The organism is Bacillus sp. FF-1 (assembly GCF_028548245.1).
Taxonomy (GTDB): Bacteria; Bacillota; Bacilli; order Bacillales; family Bacillaceae_G; genus Bacillus_A; species Bacillus_A paranthracis.
The window spans coordinates 65550-86264 of sequence record NZ_JAQQGG010000006.1 but is presented as its reverse complement, the minus strand read 5'-3'; the positions used below and the strand labels follow the sequence as shown (position 1 = coordinate 86264).

Annotated in this window: 21 protein-coding genes; 16 read left to right on the top strand and 5 right to left on the bottom strand. The window is 33.6% G+C overall.

The window, feature by feature from the left end; translation table 11 throughout:
- The first annotated feature begins 407 nt into the window (after positions 1-407).
- Positions 408-1391 carry a hypothetical protein gene (locus tag PQF83_RS19705; RefSeq protein WP_000915153.1) on the top strand — a complete coding sequence of 328 codons (984 nt, stop codon included), beginning with the start codon at positions 408-410 and terminating at the stop codon, positions 1389-1391.
- A gap of 580 nt (positions 1392-1971) precedes the next feature.
- Here the strand turns inward: PQF83_RS19705 and PQF83_RS19700 are convergent.
- A complete protein-coding gene (locus PQF83_RS19700; RefSeq protein ID WP_001020658.1) occupies positions 1972-2271 on the bottom strand; it encodes a helix-turn-helix domain-containing protein in 300 nt (99 codons plus the stop codon).
- Positions 2272-2397: 126 nt separating this feature from the next.
- Between PQF83_RS19700 and PQF83_RS19695 the strand changes: the two genes are divergently transcribed.
- Complete coding sequence (locus tag PQF83_RS19695; RefSeq protein ID WP_000662511.1) at positions 2398-3207, top strand: DNA methyltransferase; 810 nt, start codon at positions 2398-2400, stop codon at positions 3205-3207.
- A 6-nt stretch (positions 3208-3213) separates the two neighbouring features.
- Here the strand turns inward: PQF83_RS19695 and PQF83_RS19690 are convergent, their stop codons facing one another.
- The gene (locus tag PQF83_RS19690; RefSeq protein WP_000202095.1) at positions 3214-3858 is read right to left on the bottom strand and encodes a hypothetical protein; all 645 of its coding nucleotides are present in this window, start codon (positions 3856-3858) and stop codon (positions 3214-3216) included.
- 191 nt (positions 3859-4049) lie between these two features.
- Here PQF83_RS19690 and PQF83_RS19685 point away from each other — a divergent pair, with 191 nt between their 5' ends.
- The 5 genes from PQF83_RS19685 to PQF83_RS19665 all read left to right on the top strand — a co-directional run bounded on the left by PQF83_RS19685 (position 4050) and on the right by PQF83_RS19665 (position 10518).
- Positions 4050-4643, top strand: coding sequence for a recombinase family protein (locus PQF83_RS19685; protein WP_000873695.1), 594 nt, complete (start codon positions 4050-4052; stop codon positions 4641-4643).
- Positions 4644-5122: 479 nt separating this feature from the next.
- Positions 5123-6286: a hypothetical protein gene (locus PQF83_RS19680; RefSeq protein WP_000579845.1), complete on the top strand. Its 1164-nt coding sequence runs from the start codon at positions 5123-5125 to the stop codon at positions 6284-6286.
- A gap of 528 nt (positions 6287-6814) precedes the next feature.
- A complete protein-coding gene (locus PQF83_RS19675) occupies positions 6815-8044 on the top strand; it encodes a hypothetical protein (RefSeq protein ID WP_000420348.1) in 1230 nt (409 codons plus the stop codon).
- Between the two features lie 3 nt (positions 8045-8047).
- Positions 8048-8578: a hypothetical protein gene (locus PQF83_RS19670; RefSeq protein ID WP_001041191.1), complete on the top strand. Its 531-nt coding sequence runs from the start codon at positions 8048-8050 to the stop codon at positions 8576-8578.
- Positions 8566-10518 carry a hypothetical protein gene (locus PQF83_RS19665; protein WP_000517351.1) on the top strand — a complete coding sequence of 651 codons (1953 nt, stop codon included), beginning with the start codon at positions 8566-8568 and terminating at the stop codon, positions 10516-10518. The genes PQF83_RS19670 and PQF83_RS19665 overlap by 13 nt, the downstream gene beginning before the upstream one ends.
- A gap of 138 nt (positions 10519-10656) precedes the next feature.
- Here PQF83_RS19665 and PQF83_RS19660 read toward each other — a convergent pair whose 3' ends face one another.
- Positions 10657-11676 carry a tyrosine-type recombinase/integrase gene (locus tag PQF83_RS19660; protein WP_000091693.1) on the bottom strand — a complete coding sequence of 340 codons (1020 nt, stop codon included), beginning with the start codon at positions 11674-11676 and terminating at the stop codon, positions 10657-10659.
- A gap of 335 nt (positions 11677-12011) precedes the next feature.
- Between PQF83_RS19660 and PQF83_RS19655 the strand changes: the two genes are divergently transcribed.
- The 6 genes from PQF83_RS19655 to dnaB all read left to right on the top strand — a co-directional run bounded on the left by PQF83_RS19655 (position 12012) and on the right by dnaB (position 16076).
- The gene (locus tag PQF83_RS19655) at positions 12012-12353 is read left to right on the top strand and encodes a DUF4870 domain-containing protein (RefSeq protein WP_000859130.1); all 342 of its coding nucleotides are present in this window, start codon (positions 12012-12014) and stop codon (positions 12351-12353) included.
- On the top strand, positions 12353-12604 hold the full coding sequence (locus PQF83_RS19650; protein WP_000808324.1) for a hypothetical protein: 252 nt from the start codon (positions 12353-12355) through the stop codon (positions 12602-12604). Before PQF83_RS19655 ends, PQF83_RS19650 begins: the two co-directional genes overlap by 1 nt.
- 8 nt (positions 12605-12612) lie before the next feature.
- Positions 12613-13356, top strand: a complete 744-nt coding sequence (locus tag PQF83_RS19645) for a MerR family transcriptional regulator (protein ID WP_000312435.1) — start codon at positions 12613-12615, stop codon at positions 13354-13356.
- Positions 13357-13408: 52 nt separating this feature from the next.
- Positions 13409-13735 (top strand): nucleoside triphosphate pyrophosphohydrolase, encoded by a 327-nt coding sequence (locus PQF83_RS19640; protein ID WP_001143671.1) that lies wholly within the window; start codon positions 13409-13411, stop codon positions 13733-13735.
- A 197-nt stretch (positions 13736-13932) separates the two neighbouring features.
- Entirely contained in the window at positions 13933-14793 is an 861-nt protein-coding gene (locus PQF83_RS19635) for a DnaD domain-containing protein (RefSeq protein ID WP_000312197.1), read from the top strand.
- Positions 14790-16076, top strand: a complete 1287-nt coding sequence (gene dnaB / locus PQF83_RS19630) for a replicative DNA helicase (RefSeq protein ID WP_000027337.1) — start codon at positions 14790-14792, stop codon at positions 16074-16076. The genes PQF83_RS19635 and dnaB overlap by 4 nt, the downstream gene beginning before the upstream one ends.
- An 88-nt stretch (positions 16077-16164) precedes the next feature.
- Here the strand turns inward: dnaB and PQF83_RS19625 are convergent, their stop codons facing one another.
- Positions 16165-16950, bottom strand: coding sequence for a TrmB family transcriptional regulator (locus PQF83_RS19625; RefSeq protein WP_000384608.1), 786 nt, complete (start codon positions 16948-16950; stop codon positions 16165-16167).
- A gap of 260 nt (positions 16951-17210) precedes the next feature.
- Here PQF83_RS19625 and PQF83_RS19620 point away from each other — a divergent pair, with 260 nt between their 5' ends.
- Positions 17211-17978 (top strand): TSUP family transporter, encoded by a 768-nt coding sequence (locus PQF83_RS19620; RefSeq protein ID WP_000348445.1) that lies wholly within the window; start codon positions 17211-17213, stop codon positions 17976-17978.
- A 174-nt stretch (positions 17979-18152) separates the two neighbouring features.
- Positions 18153-18338: a hypothetical protein gene (locus PQF83_RS19615; RefSeq protein WP_000346672.1), complete on the top strand. Its 186-nt coding sequence runs from the start codon at positions 18153-18155 to the stop codon at positions 18336-18338.
- Positions 18339-18481: 143 nt separating this feature from the next.
- Here PQF83_RS19615 and PQF83_RS19610 read toward each other — a convergent pair whose 3' ends face one another.
- Entirely contained in the window at positions 18482-19057 is a 576-nt protein-coding gene (locus PQF83_RS19610) for a TetR/AcrR family transcriptional regulator (protein ID WP_000999279.1), read from the bottom strand.
- Between the two features lie 142 nt (positions 19058-19199).
- On the opposite strand from PQF83_RS19610, the gene PQF83_RS19605 reads away from it, so the two are divergent.
- Positions 19200-20675 carry an MDR family MFS transporter gene (locus PQF83_RS19605; protein ID WP_001057541.1) on the top strand — a complete coding sequence of 492 codons (1476 nt, stop codon included), beginning with the start codon at positions 19200-19202 and terminating at the stop codon, positions 20673-20675.
- Positions 20676-20715: the final 40 nt, after the last annotated feature.

Here is a 20715-nt window from a genome sequence, read left to right as displayed (position 1 = left end):
TATTCGTGTTTATATTGCGTAGTTATTGTTATGTAAGATTTTTTTAGGTGTTTATAAAGGGTTATAATTGTGTTTATCAACATGCGACCACATAATATATTATATTAAAAAAATGTATATTTGTCAAATTTTGTGCTATTATATTTCCGTTTACAATAAATTAAGGTTAATTTTAAACCTGTATATTTCTTAATCTGTTTTACCTGAGAGAGTATCTTTTGTACCTATTTTTAGAGCGATAGTTGTATAAAATGGGATTTTTATGTACAACGCTTCTACCCATGTTAAAAATACGCCACGTGTGAAAATCAAGATTATCCTCTCAATTAACATAACTTTCTGTGCAAAAATCATATATTATTAAAGTTGGGGAATTTTTACTAATTATTATTTAGGGGGATATTAGGATGCTGAAAAAATGGGGAATTATCTTATTAATGTTTGGATTAATATTTGCAGGATGTTCTTCTAAAACAGACCAAAACGAAAAGGAAGAAGATTCTGAAAAAATAACGGAAGTAAAGAATGAAAAGGAAAAAAATAAGGTGGATGAGAATAAAAAAGGAGAAACCAATAAATCAGTAGAAACTGCTAATCCAGCAACTTCCTTTGGTGAAGGTATGTATAAAGTTGGTGTAGACGTTCCAAGTGGGGAATATATGCTAATTGCTCAAAATGGAATGGGGTATTTTTCTATTAATAGTAGCAGTAGTTCGGATAGTATACTAGCAAATGATAATTTTGCGGGAAACTCCATAATAACAATTGAAAATGGACAGTATGTAACAATAAATCGTGCTAAGATGTACCCTATAAATAATGCTCCTTCTCTTACCCCTGTGAACGGTATATTGCCTGATGGTATGTATATTGTGGGGAAACATATTCCTGCTGGTGAATATAAAATAACTCCAAGTTCTGGACGGATGGGATATTTTTCTATTAATAGTGGAAGTACAGTTTCTCAATTGAAAAATATCATTGAGAATGGTAACTTTAATGGTGAGAGATACATAAAGGTTAATAATGGTCAATATTTAAAGATTAATCGTGCTTCAATTAAGGTAGATGGAAAAATAAGCGGAGAAAATGTTTCGCCCGCTGAAGAAATTAAACTTACGAATAAGCAAGAGGATGGAATGCACTTCTGGAAAGCTGAGAAGGAAATTATAACAGGGCATGATTGGATGGCACTAAGTGATACCGAAAAGACAAAATTGATTCAACTTAGCATGGATCATATCCAATCCGATGGGGTAGTGAAATTAAAAAAGAGTAATCAAGAGTACGTTAATTTATTGAATAAATATTTTAGTGATAATTCCAAGCGAAATGAAAAAATAAAGGATATTTTCGCCAATATCATGTTAGAGGATATTCAGAACAAATAAATAAAGTATGTAAGTATAAAAAGGCACTTGCTTTATAATAAGTGTCTTTTTGTTTATTAAAGTATATCTTTAAGGGCGATGAAAAAAGTATATTCATGCGTTTATAAAGATATTTAAGTTAATTTGCAAACATTCATAAAATAACATGAAACTTAATAAAAGATTGGTTAAAGTAGGTTTGTATTATTTAAGTACAAGATATTGGTACACCTGTTGTGATTACTGTTCCAGCTGAAGGGTAACAAAGAATCCATTTCATTAAATGTATTGAATGCCATGCATAGCATTAATGAACGGCTTGAACAGATCTTAAATTATAATAAACAACAGGAATTACCGGCAGAGAAAAGTCGTAGTAAAAAATGGTGGGAATTTTGGAGATGAGTTCATTTTTAAGCTAAAATGAACTGCAAAGGAAAAAGAGATTTCACTTTATTTTGTGGGAAAAATAGCTGATCGATTTAGATATATTATCAGTGAAATTTTAAGGACATGGGCAGAGCTGATGTCCCCCTGCCCTTCATCCTACCCCCATGAATTTCATTAACTTTGTTTATTATCTAGTAGTGTAAGAATTTAACTACTTCTTTATGGTAAAGCTATTAATTAGTTTTACTAATAAATCCAGCTGTTCTTCAGTTAAATTCTGTAAACATAAGTTTAATTGTTTTACTTTTTGACTTTTAGAAGATATAAAAAAATCTTCAATCGTAACATCTAAAGCATGACAAGTTGTTTCAAGCCAATCTAAATTAGGGCTGAATTTCCCCTTTTCCACTCTACTTATGGTTTCTTGATTTGAATTTATTCGTAGAGCTAATTCGGATTGAGTTAAATTTTTTTCTTTTCTTAGTTCTTTTAATCTTTGTCCAATGTTCATAGTAATTAGTCCTTTTTATGTATTTTTATCATATTAACAAAAAAATATGATTTGTAAGTCATAAAAAATATGTTAGAATGTATTTAGTTTAATTTTATACTATAAATCATTATTAAGGGTGAAAAAATGAAAGAGAATACACAATTGAAGTTTTCAGATTTAGACGTAGAGGTAGAGGAAAATATTAATACTTTAAAAATAGAAGCAAACGTTGTAATTGAAGATCCAAGTATAGAAAAGAATAAAGAGGTTGAGAAAAGGAAGCAAGGTGGAATCCCTACAACTGATTTAGTTTTTTCTGCCCATGTTAGTGATAATTCGGAAGTTTTCCCAGAGGTACTTAAACTACATGTACCTGAGGGTTCGAAAATTGCAGATGTTACTTATGGGAAAGGGGTCTTTTGGAGAAAAGTTTCAAAAGATAAATATGAACTTTTTCCATCAGATTTAAAACTAAATGGGATTGATTGTAGGGATTTACCTTATGAAAATGAAAGTATTGATTGTGTAGTATTAGATCCACCTTATATGGAAGGTCTGTTTAGACGTAATCAAACTCAGTTAGCTGGTTCAGGATCGCACAGTTCTTTTCGAGAAGCATATTCGAATGGTAAAGAAACAACCCCAGTGAAAGATGCACCTAAATATCATGATGCCGTTTTACACCTTTACTATCAAGCAGCAGAAGAAGCGTATAGAGTACTAGTTCCTAAGGGTGTATTTATAGTAAAATGTCAAGATGAAGTAAGTGCAAATAAACAAAGGCTAACTCATATTGAATTAACTAATGAATTTGAAAAAATGGGTTATTATTGTAAAGATTTATTTGTCGTAGTACGAAAGAATAATCCTGGTGTTAGTCGTATAAAGAAACAAGTCCATGCTAGAAAAAACCATTCATATTTTTTAGTTTTTATAAAACAAAAAAAGAAATAGTAAAATTTATTTTTTGTCCACTTTAACCTCAAGTGTTTTTTGATTTAAAGTGTTTTCTTTCTTTTTTACAATTTTATCTAGCAGTGTAAATAAATCATGAGTAAAAGGCTCTTCTAAAGGAAGAGAAATTTTTGCACTGCTGGATAATAAATGAGTTCTAAACTCTTCTGGATATTTTCTATATTTAGATCTTGGGAGTTCTTCATTTAAGGCAAACGCATAGTTCCATTGGTCACCAAAAGCAAAAAGATTCACAGCCAACACATCAAACTCACCTACTAATAAACAAGTTGTTTCTATAGATTCTCCAGTTGGAAGGGTTACTTTTCTACGATCGCTGGCATCGCATTGGAAAGTTCCACTCCATTTGTTATTTTCAAATTTAGCAGAAGCTGTTTGTAAAGACTTGGCTTCTAATCTGATTTCATGACCTTTATAATTAAAGGTTAAGTCTCCCTTTTTCTTTCTATCGTGATCATCATCTTTTTTTAAGTTTTTAAGTCGTGAATCTTCAGCCAGTGTTCTTCGTAAAATTGCTTCACTAACATATCCCATCATAAATCCTCTTAAGCTAGGGTTATCATCTACGATTTGGGTTAATTCTTCTATAGTTATATCCCAACGTTCAAGTAAACTCTTTTTACTAGTCATAATTTCTCCTTTTCTCTTATTGTATTTTATAAAATATTATAACCTAAATTAAAGAAATTTGATATTTCGTTTATTTAATTAATAGGGATGTTCCGAATGGGTACACCCTATTGATACGTAGTGGAGTGCTTGATATACTTAGGTTGCGAATATCTCATATACATGTATCAAAATAAAAGGGTGAAATTCATATGAAATATGGTTATGGTCGTGTGTCATCACCAGGTCAAAATTTAAGTGCACAAATTAAACAACTGCAAGAAGCAGGATGTGAAACTATCTTTAAAGAGAAGGTCAGTGGAAGAAAGAAAGAAGATAGAGAACAGTTCAATCTACTTCTTGAGACAGTACAAGAAGGTGACACTATTACTGTTACGAAGTTAGATAGGTTTGCCAGAAGTACAAAAGATGCTTTAAACACCATTGAATACTTAAACAGCAAAGGTGTTTCTCTTATTGTCTTGAATATGGGTGGAGATAAGATTGATACAAGTACAGCGATTGGTAAGTTAATGATTACTGTCCTATCTGGTATAGCCGAATTTGAAGCTGATATGATTAAGGAAAGACAATTAGAGGGCATTGAAGAAGCTAAGAAAAGAGGTGTCTATAAGGGAAGACCTAAGAAGTATACAGAGAATAACAGAGGTTTACAGTATGCTCTTGAGTTATTCTACAATAGGGCAACCAATCAGATGACGGTTAAAGAGATAGAAGAAATAACCAAGATAAGCAGAGCAACTCTTTATAGAGCGGTAAGGGAACAGAAAAGCAATGTGGAATGAAAATATATCCAAGGTGAATTACCTATCGAGAAAAAGAGACATGGGGGCTACATATTACCTTTTTAAATGATTTATATATTGAACGGTGTATAAGCACATCTGCTCCTACACTCTTAGGGGAAATTTAGAAATCTGCAATGGTGAGAAAAAGGACTGCAATCTAAACATCTGAGTAGGTCTCAAATAAATCTAAGTAGTATATCGAAGCATCAACGTCAACTACTTGAACAAAACTATTTAAAATGGAAAAGCAAAGAGATTACAGGTGTTGAATTTATGGGAATGTTAGAGCTTAAGAAGAACTCCTTTTACAAGATCATAAAAGAATATGAATCAGTAAGGATAGTCGGCTGACAGACTATCCTTTTATTTGTGTCAAATGGGATAATTAGTAGTATGATTACTATACTCGATACTATCCCGTAGAACGTATAAAAATTTGGGATGATTATGGCTGTATTCTTTAGAGGGGGATGTTTATGATTGGTTTATATGGGCATAGAAATATTGATGATAACAAGCTACGAGATTGGGTATTAGCTTGGGATGAACAGAGATATGTCGATTATGTGTTTTCGGTGATAAAGGGAAGCCATGAGGATTTAGACACTGTACTAAGGCAACACGTTCAACTAGTTAAATCCTTAGCTTCTAGGGGATGGGATGGTGAGAAGGGATATTTTTTTGATACACTTATTAAACCCATGAACCAATTTATGATAAATTGTTATTTTCGTGCTAGTTCTTTCATAGCTTCTGTGGCAAACTTTCATGAAATATTAATTGAGCCTTCTGACTATTATACAAACAAATGTTTAATTAAAGGTTTTGACTACGTAGAAAAAGGAAATATCTATATCTCATGTGGCGGAGAAGTGATTGGAAATATTGGGACTATGAGTGATTTGTTTTGGCACAGTTTTTATGATGAATATATCTTTCAAGATGATTTTGGAGGAATAAGTCATACAAGGAATAATGACCAAGATTTCACTTTACAAATTTGGAAGTCTGGTAATCTTGAAGATATTAATGAACTGGAAGAGTTAGTAGAAAAAATATTATACGATTGTTCAGTAAAGTTAGGTTTAAATTTCAAAAGAGCAAAATTTGACAGTTTTCAAAAAACTGTAGGACTTTCTAATCAATATTCCTTAGAGGTAAGTGAAGATAATAATTATGAAAGAACTCCTCTACAGTATTTTAATTTTGCCAATTATACTTCAATAGGACGACATAAATATTTGGCTTATTATCAGGTTATAGAGTTCTACTTTATCAGAGCGAGGAAGCAAATTAAACTAGCATCTATAAAGGAATTAGATTTAGTAAATTATATCCTAAATACAGCGTTAAACGAGGATGAGATTAGAGGATGGTTCCATTCTAATGATGAGAACAGATACTATACAACATCAAACGATAAGTATTCGTCTATGGTAACAATTAATTTGGGAGAAGATTTAATAGAACAGCTTGCAAAACGTGTTTACTTTATCAGGTGTTCATTAGTTCATTCAAAAGAAGCCCCTAAGGATGCCAACTTTATTCCAAATTTGAATGATGCAGTCCTAGATAAAGAGGTTGCCTTAATAAGGTTTTTAGCATCTAAGGTACTTGGGAATAGGATTTTAAATAACTAGTTGTAATACCGATAGAAGAGGAGTTAGCTGATATATTAGAAGTAATTGATGGCTAGCAAAGGTATTTAACCTTAATATGGATAAGGTGAAAAGTTTTAAGGCAAGTAAGAAGGAAGAACGAGGTGGGTTTGAGAAACGAATTGTTTTGGAAAAGGTAATAGAAAGGGAATTGTAGGCACTTTTTAAGGGTGTCTTCTTTTTATATAGGGGGGTATTTTCAACCAAATATAACACTGCGTATGTTAAGTGAGGTAGTAGCACTGATATCCGTGCAATCAGAGTAAAAATCGTTACCACCGTATGGATTGTAAGAAAATAATGTTAGTAGATACCGTTTTTACGTGTGAATTATCGTATAGAAAAAGAGGGATGAGTTAGAGTGAAACCCACATCTAAACTTGAGCTTCACTTATCAATGATAAGTTTATATTAATACTTCATAAGAAAAAATTAACAAAAAACCCACTATTTTTTATATAATCTATAATGAAAGGTATTTATCCTATGTAGCGTGGAAGGGAATAGTTTATGGAATTAATTAACAGAGATGCAAGTGATAAATATAAAGGGTTTAGATATCAGAAATTAAGGCTTGCGAAGAAAATGTTAGAGCTCATAAAGGTTGATCGTAAAGCAAATATAATTGCTATTCCAGAATACAGAGATGATGGCTATTTAATTGATAAAGATGGAAAACCGATGCTGGAGCAAAATAAAGAATATAGCAGTAATTTTACGTTAAATAGTGAGGAGATACAAAAATCTATAGTGAATTTTCTAGATAATTATTTTGATTTAGATGAAGACCTTCATATAAATTACATATTTCATACAAATGTAAAATACAGTAGAGAAAGAAAAAGTAATTTATTGGAAAGGTTAAACCTCGAACCATTGGAAAAACCCGTCTTGGAATATTTAATTGAATATGATTTGAATGATAGGGTAATAGAGTTTGTATCCAAAGTAATTATAGAGTGCTATCAAGAACAATATAGTATTGATGCGAATGATCTAAAAACATACAAAGGATTTTATGAAAAAATTATCAATATGGATAAAGAAAAGTGGATAAAATTTCTTAAACGAACAACGTTTCAATTTGGTCAAGATAATTTAGAGAAACTAACTGAAGAATTGGACAAGGAAATTAAGGAATGTGAATTATACGCTTTAGAACATGTAAATAAGGAACAGCAAATTAAAAGCTATTTACTAGAAAAAATTGATGAAAGAATGGCGGAAAAACATCTATTACAGAAAATCATGAATATTGATACTGTCAGAATTATATTCCATGAGGTAGGGAGCAGGGAAAACAATCTAAAGATTGATGACTTGCATAAATATTGGATAGAAGTAGCTAAAGAACTAGGTGATGATAAAAAAATCCGAAATTTAAGGGATAAAATAGAGGCAGTTTGTGATGAATTTAAAAAAAGTACAATGATAAGATATAACAGGGAAGCTACTACGGTAAGAGAAGAATTAAAAAAGTATGATAAACGGCAAATATATGCTTTACGATTTCGTGTGTATGAGAGTATGGAAAGATACTTTGACGAAATATTTAAGTATAAGGAATCTTACGCATTCGAGGAATTAAATTCTATAATTAATGAATTAAAGAAAAAGGTAATAGAAGATATAACTACTTTAAAACAGGACTACGATTATGGGGTAAAAAATGACATTACAGTAGAAAAAATGGTTCTCTTGTTAATAGATGAATGTTTCTATTCTTTTGATGAGGAGTAATATATGAATAAACAATTTGATAAAAAAAGACTAACGTATAGTAGAAGTGAAGATTTATATTTTATAACATACAATATAATTTTAATCTTATATCATTTAAACTGTGTTAATAAGAAAAAGCAATTTAAAGATTATAGAAAGTTAGTGTTTTTAATACCAATAATCTCTGATGATAAATTAACTACAATTTTCTTAGACTACTATAAAGGAAAAAATACTCCAAATAAGACCATTAGAAATGTCATAAATAGGTTATATTATGAATCTATTGAAAACATAATCTTAATTAGATATGTATTAATGATCTTAGAGAGGAAAGAAATTATCACGTTAGTAAATGACACTAATAAAACAAACATATATCTAAATAAAATAGAGAATTGTGCAATGTTAGTAAGGGATAATAGATTCGGTAGAGAGATAGAACGAATAGGAAAAGTGAAAAATAATATTAATCGGATCAGTATCTTAAATTATATGACGTTTGTAGATAATTTCTTTAAAAGAAATGGAGTAGCCATATGGGAAAACTAAGTATAAATTCAATTTATTACAAAGGGGAACAATATTACTATAAGAACGACAAATTCCATAAGGGAATAAATATTTTAGTAGGGGATAACGAAAATGGAAAATCTACTTTTACATACTTAATTGTCTATGGGTTGGGTATAAATGTTGAATATTTTCAAGGAAATAGTAATGAACCAATAAATGAAATAGTAAGGGATAGCGATAATTATGTTGAGCTTGATATAAGTATCGAAAACGAACAATATGTATTAAAAAGAACTATAGGCCAAAATATGATTACTGTACATGATAAAAAGCAAGGAACATTTGTAACATATAGTTTGATAAGAAACGGATATTTGTATAAGAAAGAGGGAGAAACTTTTTCAGATTGGATTCTTGCTAAGTTAGGGATAGATGTAATTGAAATTACTCAAAACTCCAGCACTCATAGGATCAACTTTGAAGACTTGATGAGGTATGTTTATTATGATCAAATTACGGACAATAGAAAAATAATAAATGAATTTGGAATTAAATCTTCTGATTTTTACAAAAATAGTAATATTATGAAGAGGAGTATATTTGAACTATTAATGTCAGGATATCTTGAAGAATACTACTCAACATATTATAAAATCAAAAATGTAAATACAAGGTTACAAGAAGAAAAAGAAAATAAGAAATCTCTTGAAATTGTAAAACAAAATATTTTAAAACAAATTATTTATACAGATAATGAGGATTTTAAAGAGAATTTGATTGAGATAAGAAAGGAGAGAAAAAGGCTAGAAAGCATAAGAGAAGGATTAAAAGAAGAGGGGAGTTTTGGTGTAGAAGGAGTAAATCGGCTTACAGAATTGCAGAAAGATTTAGTAGCGTTGACACATAAAATCAAAAATATAGAGTTTGATTTAGATAAAGTGGAAGAAAACCTAATAAAAGCAAAAAGGGTAGGAGAAGATACTAAAAATGATATTGAGCATATAGACAAAATATTATTCACTTCTCAATATATAGATATTATTAGTGAGGATAAATGCCCATTTTGTTTAGAGCCCATAAATTTAGAGGCAGGGCATTGTATTTGTGGATCTGATAAATTTCTAGATTTTACAAGGTTCATTTATTCTGATATGGAATATATCGAGATAATGAAATCAAAGATAAAGACTCTAGAAACTATAAATGAAGCTATTAATGACTACAAGGATGAATATAGTGCATTGGAGTATAAACTAACTAACACTAAAGATGAATTAAAAAGGAATATGGAGGAAATTAAGAGAATCACCCAAGATCTACGATATAATTCCAATGCAAGCACAATTGATGAAATCACAAGTAAAATAATAGATTTTAAAGAAAAGGAAGCACAACTTAAATTACTGGTTGAGAAAAGTGAAGAGATAAGAAAGTCAGAAGGTAATATTAATAAATTGGAAAAAGAGATAAAGATGAACAGAGAGAAATTAGCTCAACTTCAAGAACAAAAGGATAACGATTTACAGAATAATATAGAGAATTTTGAAGCAATATATAGTGAATACTTGTATGAATTTTATAATAATGAACATAAAGATTATGAAATTAAATTGGATAGAAACTATATGCCTCTATTAGGAGAATATAAACATCAAAGCTTTAATGTTCCTAAGAGGTTATTTTATTACTTAACAATGTTGAAAATGTCTCTTAATGACGAAATAAAAATAAATTTCCCGAAATTGTTGATTATTGATACTATGAAAGATGAAGGAATTGAAATAAATAAATTGATAAAACTATTTAGTTATTTTGATGAATTTAAAAACAAAGATTGTCAAATAATTATTACATGTGGATACGATGAATATACGAAAGCATTAGAACCATATTTGATAGGTTGGTTAAGTGATGATGATAAATTATTAAAAGAAATTAGCATGATTGAAGATGAAGAGCTTATACAGGATATATAAGCTCTTCTGCTCTTGAACCTTCCATAGAAAATTAGTATATTGGTGTTTCATTAATGTATAAAGTGACAGTTAAGCTTTTCTCCTTTATATGCAATAATGACTAAAAAAGGAGTGAATGTTCTGTTCGCTCTTTTTTATTTATAAGTTATTAATTGGACTGTGCCTATTATGTTGAGCTACAATATCCTTACTGGTCATATTGACATATTTCCTAACCATCTCAATTGATGAATGCCCCAAAATCTTTTGTAGAGTCATCACATCGCCATTATTAAGCAAATAATACTTTGCAAAAGTATGCCTGAAAGTGTGAGGAGAGACTCTTACTCCCTTAATTCCTGCATTATCGCCATACATTTTTAATCTCTGTCTAAAACGTGCAGGATCAATGGTATTTCCATAAACAGTAGCAAATATATGCAGGGTATCAAATTCCTCAATTTCAACTAGTAATTCCCGCAGTAGCTTACTAGTCTTTTGGGAAATAGGTACATATCGAGTTTTACGGTTTTTTGTGCTAGTACCTTTTAACTCAATCACATTCGTTTTAAAATCAATATCCTCTTGTTGAAGATTTAACGCTTCACCAATTCGCATACCTGTATCAGCAAGCAACATCATTAATACATAATCTCTAAATCCTGCATATGTTCGTTGATCTGGTTGTTTAAGTAAGATTTTCAATTGGTCAACAGACAATGCTTCAATATTATCTTGTGCTTCTTTTAATGACTTAATTTTTGTAAAAGGATTTGATTGTATATACTCCTCTTCAACGAGGAAGTTGTAGAATGCTCTCATATGTTTCATGATAGTATTTATATAAGAAACTGAAACACCAACGGATTTATATTTTTCCTTAACGCAATGGTTATTTTTATGCTTAACGTGGTCATTCTTTAAGTAATATAAAAACTCTCTAATGGTATTTGTATTGAGTGTATTAGGTGTTACATCTTCATGATGTTCTTCTAAATATCGGTGAAATACTAAGAAATATCCTTTCTTATTTTCGAGGGTTCTTCTTGCAAGTCCTTCTGCTTCTTTTGCAAACATATAAATGTTAAATAACTCTTGGAATGTGTAAGTTTCAACTTGTTTAAACTCAATACTTGTACGACCTAACTTTGCCTTACCTCTTTTACCTGTTCTGGACAAAATAAAACGCCTCCTTATATCGGTAATTTGGTTTACCGTATAAGAAGACGTGAATGACTTGCATCCTAAAAAGTAAATGACCGCAACACTAGGGTGATTTTTGTGTGCAAAGGATAAAACCTTAACACTTATAATCCCTTGTAAAATATGGTCTTATTTACAATTATGACCCCGGAGAGGCTCGAACTCACGACCTCCACCCTGTCAAGGTAAAAGTCTTATTTTACCTCTATATTAGTGATATCGGATTTTTTCTACATATCCCCCTTGCACCTTCCCCAACGTCACCCCCTAACCTAAAGAAGACAAATCAAAAAGGGGGGACCAAACCACTCATGAAAACCACCACAAAAGAAAAAAGAAACACCATCATCATGCTACTACTCTCAGCCGCAATAGGAATCTTTTCACCACTACTCATGTACATCACGCTGGCACGGAAAAATGAGGTGTACAAATATCATTGCCGAAAGGCGTTCAACTTTCATTTGTTAATCTTTCTTCTATTTAATATTAGTTCGCGTATTAGTGATGTTTTGTTTTGGATCGTATTTGTTTTTGAGGTCGTTCAAGTGATCTTTGTTGCGTGGAAAGTAATACGCGACGAGCCATATCGTTATTTCATTCGAATTCCGTTATTTAAAGAAGATAAGTATGCGGTGAAGGAGAATAGGTGATGAAACAAGAAGTGGAGATAAGGGGAAAGCGACTTTTGGTTATGATTGCAGTGTTGTTTATTGCGATTTATATTGTTTTACGAAAAAGAAAGGATGAGTACTTTTATGATGGTATTAGTGAGTATGAAAATCGTTATAGAGGGAATGTTCCTTTTTTATTACTTGTTGTAGGTTTGTTTCAATATTATCGGCAGAATGAGATGAATTTTTCTCATATGCTTCAGTATGTGAAAGAGAAGTTATCGGAGTAGGTGATGATATGGCGTGGATGATTAGTGAGTTTGCAAGTGTTGGGGATGTTACGGTGCGGACGCTTCGTTATTATGACAAGATTAATTTATTAAAGCCGAGCGATTATACTGAGGGTGGGCATCGGTTATATACGAAAGATGATCTGTATGTGCTGCAGCAAATTCAATCGTTTAAGCATCTCGGTTTTTCGCTTGGGGAAATTCAAAATATTATATTGCAGCGTGATATAGAGACGGAAGAATTTTTAAGACAAATGCATTTTCAAAGGGAATTGCTTTTGGCGGAGCAAGAAAGGATTGCGAAGGTACTTTCGCATATGGATGAGATGACAAAGAAGTTTCAAAAGGCAGAACGAGTGGATGTCGCTTTGTTTTCTTCTTTTTTGCAAACTTTTATATGGGAGAAAGAAAATAAGGAATGGTTAGAGGAACACTTTTCAACAGATAGTGTTCGAGCCTTTTATAATAATAAGGAACTAAAAGAAAAGTTCGATCGGCGCTTTATGGATGCGATAGGGAAGTTGAAAAAGTATAAAGTAGAAGAGAAGGATCCGAGTCATAAAGATGTTCAAGTTACCTTGAAGGAATTCTTCAACTTAATTGAAGAGATGACGAACTATCTTGATACACCTCAAAGTGATATAGAGGATATAATCCAAAAATCAAACCTTCCACTATCTGAATTTCCAACCCTCTTCACAACCGAAGAAGAAAACTATATAAAAGAAGCAATGCAGCAGTTTAACCCCTAGTTAAACTGCTTTTCCATTATAATAGAAGAAAAACCAAACGGAGGAAACCCACATGCCAACCTACAACAAACTAATCCGAAATAAAATTCCACAAATAATAAAATCCAACGGAAAAACACCAATAACAAGACTCCTAAACGAAGATGAATACATAGAGGAACTCTGCAAGAAAACACAAGAAGAACTAACAGAATACATCGAAGCGAAAACAAAACCGCATAAACTCGAAGAACTATCCGACCTACTAGAACTAATCAACGCCCTAGCCGAACACGAAGGCACAACACTAGAAGAAATCAACAACATCCGAAAAAAGAAAGCAGAAGAAAGAGGCGGCTTCTCAGATCGAGCCTTCCTAATTGAAGTAACCGATAACTAACCCCTCCTAAGCCCCTTACAAGCCCCTACCAAGTAATAAATCACTAAGAAAAAACATAACAAAACAAAAACACCAACAAACACCGTAGTAGGAGTCGAAAAAATTTTTGAAATAACACGCCAAAAACCCAGCCCTCCTTCCTATATATAGTACAAAGAGGAAATTTTCATTTTTGAATTAGGACGGGAGGAATTGGGATGGCGGTGTATCGTACTGTACAGGTGAATTTTTGGCAGGATGATTTTGTTTTGGATTTGACGCCGGAGGAGCGGTATTTTTATGTTTACTTATTAACTTGTTCGAAGACGACGCAGTGTGGGATTTTTCCTTTTCCGAAGCGGTTAGCTGAGATGGAGACGGGTTATAATCGGGAGACTGTTGATAAGCTTGTGCAACGCTTTGTTGATTATGGAAAGATTCTTTATGATGCGGATACGCGGGAGTTATTCGTTTTGAATTGGCTTCGTTATAATCCTGTGACGAATACGAATGTGGAGAAGTGTGTGCTTCGTGAGCTTAAGGGTGTGAAGAATAAGGAGTTTGTACATATGTTTCTTCAGAAGTGTGCGGAGGAGGAGATGAATGTTCCGATGCTGTTAGCGCATTTCGGTATGCCTGGTGATTTGGCTATGGATGATGTAGAGCCGGCTTGTGAGGAGGCAGAGGAAGAAGAGGTTGTTCAGGAAGAGACGGGAAGTAAGGTGTTCACGTTTTATGAGCAACATTTTGGTAGTTTGTCTCCTTTTACGGTGGAGGAATTGAATGCATGGATGAATGATTTGTCAGAGGAGTTGGTGCTGAAGGCTCTTCAAATTTCGTATGAGAATAAAAATCGGAAGATGGCTTATGTGAAGGGGATTTTGCGTGGTTGGTACGGGAAAGGGTTTACGAAAGTGTGTGAGGTTGAGGCGGATGCTGCGAATTTCCGGAAGAAGGGGTCGTCTGTTAGTACGGGGGAGACGGAGGAGTTTTTGGCGAGGTGTGAGGAGTGGGAGAAGAATACGCCGTCTGAGGAAGAGTTGCAGCGCTTTTTAGCGGAGCGCGGGTGGCGTCCATGAGTATTCAAAATGTGGAGGCGGAAAAGACGGTGTTAGGCTCTCTATTACTTGATGGAGAGCTTATTAAGGAGTGCCGTTTGACGGAGCAGTATTTTTCTATGCCGGTGCATAAGTCTATATTTCAGTTAATGCGAAAGATGGAAGATGAGGGGCAACCGATTGATCTTGTGACGTTCACTTCTAGAGTGGATCCGAAGTTTTTGAAGGGGATCGGGGGAATGGAGTATTTTATAGGGTTAATGGATGGTGTGCCTACTACTAGCAACTTCTCTTATTATGAGGGGCTTGTTCGAGGTGCTTGGAAAATGTATCAGGCGGGTGTTCTTGGGCACAAGATGGGAGAGCGTCTTATTGCAGAGAAGAGTGAGAAAATTATTGGTGAGACGATTACGGCACTTTGTGAGTTAGAGGAGAAGGACTGTGTATGTGAGTTTGATTTGAAGGATGCGCTAGTTGATTTATATGAAGAGCTTCATCAAGATGCGAAAGAGATTACTGGTATTGAGACTGGTTATACATCGCTAAATAAAATGACGTGCGGATTGCAGGAAGGAGATTTTGTCGTTCTCGGTGCTCGTCCTTCGATGGGGAAGACAGCGTTTGCGCTAAATGTTGGACTGCATGCGGCGAAGTCTGGCGCGGCGGTTGGGTTGTTTTCGTTAGAGATGAGTAGTAAGCAATTATTGAAAAGGGTGGCTTCTTGCGTAGGTGAAGTGTCAGGAGGTAGGCTGAAAAATCCGAAGCATCGTTTTGCGATGGAAGACTGGGAAAGGGTGAGTAAGGCGTTTGCGGAGATTGGTGAGTTACCTCTTGAGATTTACGACAATGCAGGGGTTACGGTGCAAGATATTTGGATGCAAACTCGTAAGTTAAAGAGGAAGCACGGTGATAAAAAGATTTTAATTATTGTAGATTACTTGCAGCTTATTACGGGCGATCCGAAGCATAAGGGCAATCGTTTTCAAGAGATTAGTGAGATTTCTCGTAAACTTAAGTTATTAGCACGTGAGTTAAATGTTTGTGTAGTAGCATTGTCGCAATTGTCTCGTTCTGTAGAGTCGCGTCAAGATAAGCGTCCTCTTTTATCTGATTTAAGAGAGACAGGGCAAATTGAGCAAGATGCGGATGTCATTATGCTTATGTATCGCGAAGATTATTACGATAAGGAAACGAAGCAGAAAGAGATGACGGAGATTCATGTGGCGAAGCATCGGAATGGACCTGTGGGGAGTTTTAAGTTGCGGTTTTTGAAGGAGTTTGGGCGGTTTGTGGAGGGGAAATAGTGAAAAGACTTGAGTATTACTTTGCATATAAAATAAAGCATAAGTGTTCCATTGTATTCACTTATGCTTTATTTTTTGAATATGTTTCTTATTTCCCCATAAAGAAAGATCGTCTCTCCGCAGTAATCCATTGCTCCAAGTCATCTTGGCTACGTCGGACAAGTCGATTCACTAAAACATCATGCCATACATAATCCTCTAATAAGTATATATGAACGGGGTCATCTGTATAAAAAGCAATATTACGCTCTTCAAGTGATGGGCCATAAATCATTTCTTTAGAATCTATTGATAAAATAAACCAATGCTCTGTAGAGAGGGTTTCTGTATAAGTTGTTATACGATGGGCTTCTAGATTTTTAATAGGATTTTCAACATGCAAGGTAATGCCTTGTACTGTGACTTTATCAGCTACCTCAGCTAGATCCTCTTTTAACGCTTCATACATTTCATCCCACATTGAAATGACAATACGTCGTTCTGCTTTTTTTATTAATGTTTGACAGTAGCTAATGATTGTTTGATTGTCTTTTAAAGTAATCACTCGATTATCCGTTTTCTCCTCAGAAGTTTCTAGTTTTTTTAATGAATCACTAATTCCTTCATAAGTAGACTGCCATTCTGATTGAGCCTTCTGTAAAAAGATTTCAACGGGTAGGGGTGAATAGCGAGTGGTGTCATTTATTTCTTCCTTCATGACAATTCCTTTTTCTACAAGGTTACCCAAAATCTCATAAATTCGTGCTCTTGGGACACCCGAATCTTTACTTACTTGATAGGCTGTGACAGGCCCTTGTTTCACAAGAGATACATAAGATTTAGCTTCATATTCATTAAAACCAATTTTTTTAAGCTGTTGCACTATGTAGTCCACTTTTTTTCCTCCGATGTTTGCTTTTATCCCGCTTTAACGGGCAGTAAGACCTCCGCCTCAAAATTCAGCGGAAGCAAAGAAGTTAGGTGGGGGATCAACTGCCCGTAAAAGCCCGATTGGTTCAACTAATAATCAGTGGGGGATGAACAAAACCCCCACTGATTAAAGTTTCACTTTATATTTCAACGTTACAATAACTCTTTACATTTAGCAAATTGATAGTTACTATTACAATAGTGACTAAAGGGGAGGCTACTAATATGGATTTTTATTTAGACCCATCTGTATTAATGATTTTGATTGTTTTTGGATTTGTAGCTGCATTTATTGATTCAGTTGTAGGTGGTGGCGGACTCATCGCCTTACCAGCTTTATTATTTACAGGATTGAATCCAGCAAGTGCAGTAGCCACAAATAAATTAGCATCGACAATGGGAAGTGCCACTAGTAATATTGTGTTTTATCGTTCTGGTAATCTTGATTTGAAATCGGCGTTTAAATTATTTCCAATCACTTTCATAGGTTCCATAATAGGGGCATGGACTGTTCATTTAATGAATCCAGAAGTACTGAAGCCATTAATGCTGATCATGCTTGGTGTGGTCGCTATTTATACGATATTCAAGAAGGATTGGGGAAGTATTTCCACTCATAAAAAATTGTCTGGTCGACACGTCATTATTTTTACCTTTTTTATTTTTGTTATTGGTTTTTATGATGGATTTTTAGGTCCTGGTACAGGTTCATTTTTAATGTTTTCTCTTTTATTTATTGGGTATGATTTTTTAAAAGCAGCAGGTACGGCGAAGTTTCTTAATTTAGGAAGTAACGTTGGTGCATTGTTCATGTTTATGTATGTAGGGCAAGTAAACTATGCGTATGGTTTTATAATGGGAATTGCTCAAATTGCTGGAGGAATCGTAGGATCTAAATTTGCTATAAAAAAAGGAAGCGGGTATGTTCGTGCTCTTTTCATTACCGTAACTTGTTTGTTGTTAGCGAAAAATCTGTATGACTATATTCAGTAAGTAATCTAAGTGAAGAGAATGAAAATAATATAAACTCATATTTTTCCATATAAAATTTCATTTGTTTTATTTACATAATATCTTTACAATCATTTGATAAAATAAAGTCAACTGCGTATTGTGAGGGTGGGTGGTTATCCCTTCTTTCTATTCGGAAGGAAAGGAGGTGATAATATGGACTTTTTGTTTGATCTTGTAAAAGAGTTTGTCAAAGCAACTGTGCGCGAAGTTTCAGCGTATTTTTTGCAGAAGCAATTTCTGGATAAGGACAACAAAAAACCCACTCCGCGCCGTAGGAAGCAAAAGGGTGGGGTTCGCAAAAAAATAATAACGTATAATAACCACTACCCTATACGGTAGCAGTTAAGGAAGAGATGTTAGCGCATCTCTTCTTTTATTATATGCCATTTTAGTGGATGTCATACTTATATAGTACTCTACCGAAAATATATCATATTCCTATTTGGTGGTCAATTTGATTGCATGATTGAAAAGGTGTAGTCTTATTCCTCTTCAAACTGAAAAATATCTCGGTTAATAAGTTGTTGGAGATACCTATCCATTTCAGCCGCAGAAACTTTTCTTTCATTTTTAAACCACCATGCGCTTAATGAGGTGATTGCCCCTGAATAAAATTCAATGATTAAATCATTTGGCATCGTATGATTTTTGCGCAGTTGATATAACGCTTCTATTTCTTGTTTTCTCGTTTCGTGACTTAAATACTGTGTCCGGTTAATAAATTGTTCATCAGACATTTGCGTCTCTAATATTTTACCGAGTTCTTCATGGTGTAGAAATTGTTCCATTACTTGAAATGGTTTACTTAATCGATCTGAAACGGGTATTTCAGCAATCATCTTGCTGTATCGTTTAAATCCAAAGGCTAATAAAGCATCTTTATCTTCAAAGTGTTTATAAAAGGTTGTTCGGTGTACCATCGCGCGATCACATATTTGGTTAATCGTGATGGTACTATATTTCTGTTTTGATTGCGTCATTAATTCAAATAAGGAATCCCATAGTAATTTATGTGTACGTCTAATACGTAAATCAATTTGTTTTTCATTATCGTTCATCTACAATTCTCCTTTTTTGTAGATTAAATATACAGTGGCTGAAAATTGATTCTCCCTTTTTAATCTACATATGTATATTATATTACATGTGTTTAGGTATATTTAAAGTTTTTTAAGTAAGAAACAGGAGGAGAATCTGCAAATGAATATGACAACTAAGAGCCCTGCAAGTGGCAAAGTTGATACTTCTAATATGAAACATACCCCCATTTTAATTGCATTACTTTTAGGGGCAATGGTTGCATTATTAAACGAAACGTTACTTGGTAATGCGTTAACAGTATTAATGAAAGAATTCGGTGTAACAGCTTCAACGATTCAATGGCTTTCTACAGCATACATGTTGGTGGTTGGGGTTTTAGTCCCAATTACAGCGTTACTTCAGCAATGGCTTACAACGAGACAGATGTTTTTGATCGCTATGGTAACGTTTTTAGCTGGTACATTAATTGCGGGATTTGCACCGACATTTTCTGTTTTATTAATTGGCCGTATCGTCCAAGCTGTAGCGACGGGGTTAATTTCACCGTTATTAATGAATACGATTTTAATTATTTGTCCGCCTGAAAAACGTGGTGCCACAATGGGATTAATCGCACTTGTGATGATGGCAGCTCCAGCAATTGGCCCTACATTATCTGGAGTAATTGTGGATTCATTAAATTGGCGCTGGTTATTCTATATTGTTATTCCTATCGTGATCATTTCAATTATGATTGGAATGAAGTACATTCAAAATGTTTCAGAGTTAACAAGACCAAAAGTAGATTATCCATCTATCCTTTTATCGACATTAGGATTTGGCGGGTTTGTGTATAGCTTTAGTGCATCAGGTGACTTAGGATGGTCCGATGCGAAAGTATATGGCACTTTAATTGTTGGGCTTATCTCATTATGTATTTTTGTCGTTCGACAATTAAAAATTGAGAATCCAATTTTAGAATTACGCGCATTTAAAGTTCCGATGTTTACATTATCAGTTGGATTAATTGTCATTGTGATGATGTCCTTATTTTCAACGATGACCTTATTACCGATGTTCTTGCAAACAGTTTTACTCGTTACAGCTTTTAAATCAGGAATTATCATGCTTCCGGGAAGTATTATTAGCGCTATAATGGGACCAATTGCAGGTAAACTATTCGATAAATTTAGTCCGAAAGTTATTATCGTTCCCGGCATTGTGTTAGTAGGGATTGCAATGTTCTTATTTAAAGGCATTACGCCTGACACATCAATGTTACAAATTATTATTATGCACAGCGTATTAATGGTTGGACTCATGTTTGTCATGACAGCACAAACATACGGTTTAAATCAATTAACACCAGACCTATATCCGCACGGAACAGCGTTGTTTAATACTCTGCAGCAAGTAGCTGGGGCAATTGGTACGGCTATCTTTATTTCAAAAATGTCTTCAGGAACAGCTAGCTATATGGAAAGCTCTGCAAATCCAATGGACCCAGTAGAGAAGTTAAACGGTTTAACATCTGGATTCCAAGGTGCATTTGCACTTGGATTAATCTTTATCGTTGTTGCTTTTATCGTATCGTTGTTCTTAAAAGAAGAGAAAAAGGGAGTAAAGGTAGCAGGGGTTTTACAGAACGAAAATTAAGGTTTATATAAAAAGACATCTTTATGATTAAAGATGTCTT

Excerpts from the sequence above, each read along its gene's own strand:
- PQF83_RS19705 (WP_000915153.1), top strand. The coding sequence starts at position 408 with ATGCTGAAAAAATGGGGAATTATCTTATTAATGTTTGGATTAATATTT.
- PQF83_RS19700 (WP_001020658.1), bottom strand. The coding sequence starts at position 2,271 with ATGAACATTGGACAAAGATTAAAAGAACTAAGAAAAGAAAAAAATTTA.
- PQF83_RS19695 (WP_000662511.1), top strand. The coding sequence starts at position 2,398 with ATGAAAGAGAATACACAATTGAAGTTTTCAGATTTAGACGTAGAGGTA.
- PQF83_RS19690 (WP_000202095.1), bottom strand. The coding sequence starts at position 3,858 with ATGACTAGTAAAAAGAGTTTACTTGAACGTTGGGATATAACTATAGAA.
- PQF83_RS19685 (WP_000873695.1), top strand. The coding sequence starts at position 4,050 with ATGAAATATGGTTATGGTCGTGTGTCATCACCAGGTCAAAATTTAAGT.
- PQF83_RS19680 (WP_000579845.1), top strand. The coding sequence starts at position 5,123 with ATGATTGGTTTATATGGGCATAGAAATATTGATGATAACAAGCTACGA.
- PQF83_RS19675 (WP_000420348.1), top strand. The coding sequence starts at position 6,815 with ATGGAATTAATTAACAGAGATGCAAGTGATAAATATAAAGGGTTTAGA.
- PQF83_RS19670 (WP_001041191.1), top strand. The coding sequence starts at position 8,048 with ATGAATAAACAATTTGATAAAAAAAGACTAACGTATAGTAGAAGTGAA.
- PQF83_RS19665 (WP_000517351.1), top strand. The coding sequence starts at position 8,566 with ATGGGAAAACTAAGTATAAATTCAATTTATTACAAAGGGGAACAATAT.
- PQF83_RS19655 (WP_000859130.1), top strand. The coding sequence starts at position 12,012 with ATGAAAACCACCACAAAAGAAAAAAGAAACACCATCATCATGCTACTA.
- PQF83_RS19650 (WP_000808324.1), top strand. The coding sequence starts at position 12,353 with ATGAAACAAGAAGTGGAGATAAGGGGAAAGCGACTTTTGGTTATGATT.
- PQF83_RS19645 (WP_000312435.1), top strand. The coding sequence starts at position 12,613 with ATGGCGTGGATGATTAGTGAGTTTGCAAGTGTTGGGGATGTTACGGTG.
- PQF83_RS19640 (WP_001143671.1), top strand. The coding sequence starts at position 13,409 with ATGCCAACCTACAACAAACTAATCCGAAATAAAATTCCACAAATAATA.
- PQF83_RS19635 (WP_000312197.1), top strand. The coding sequence starts at position 13,933 with ATGGCGGTGTATCGTACTGTACAGGTGAATTTTTGGCAGGATGATTTT.
- dnaB (WP_000027337.1), top strand. The coding sequence starts at position 14,790 with ATGAGTATTCAAAATGTGGAGGCGGAAAAGACGGTGTTAGGCTCTCTA.
- PQF83_RS19620 (WP_000348445.1), top strand. The coding sequence starts at position 17,211 with ATGGATTTTTATTTAGACCCATCTGTATTAATGATTTTGATTGTTTTT.
- PQF83_RS19615 (WP_000346672.1), top strand. The coding sequence starts at position 18,153 with ATGGACTTTTTGTTTGATCTTGTAAAAGAGTTTGTCAAAGCAACTGTG.
- PQF83_RS19610 (WP_000999279.1), bottom strand. The coding sequence starts at position 19,057 with ATGAACGATAATGAAAAACAAATTGATTTACGTATTAGACGTACACAT.
- PQF83_RS19605 (WP_001057541.1), top strand. The coding sequence starts at position 19,200 with ATGAATATGACAACTAAGAGCCCTGCAAGTGGCAAAGTTGATACTTCT.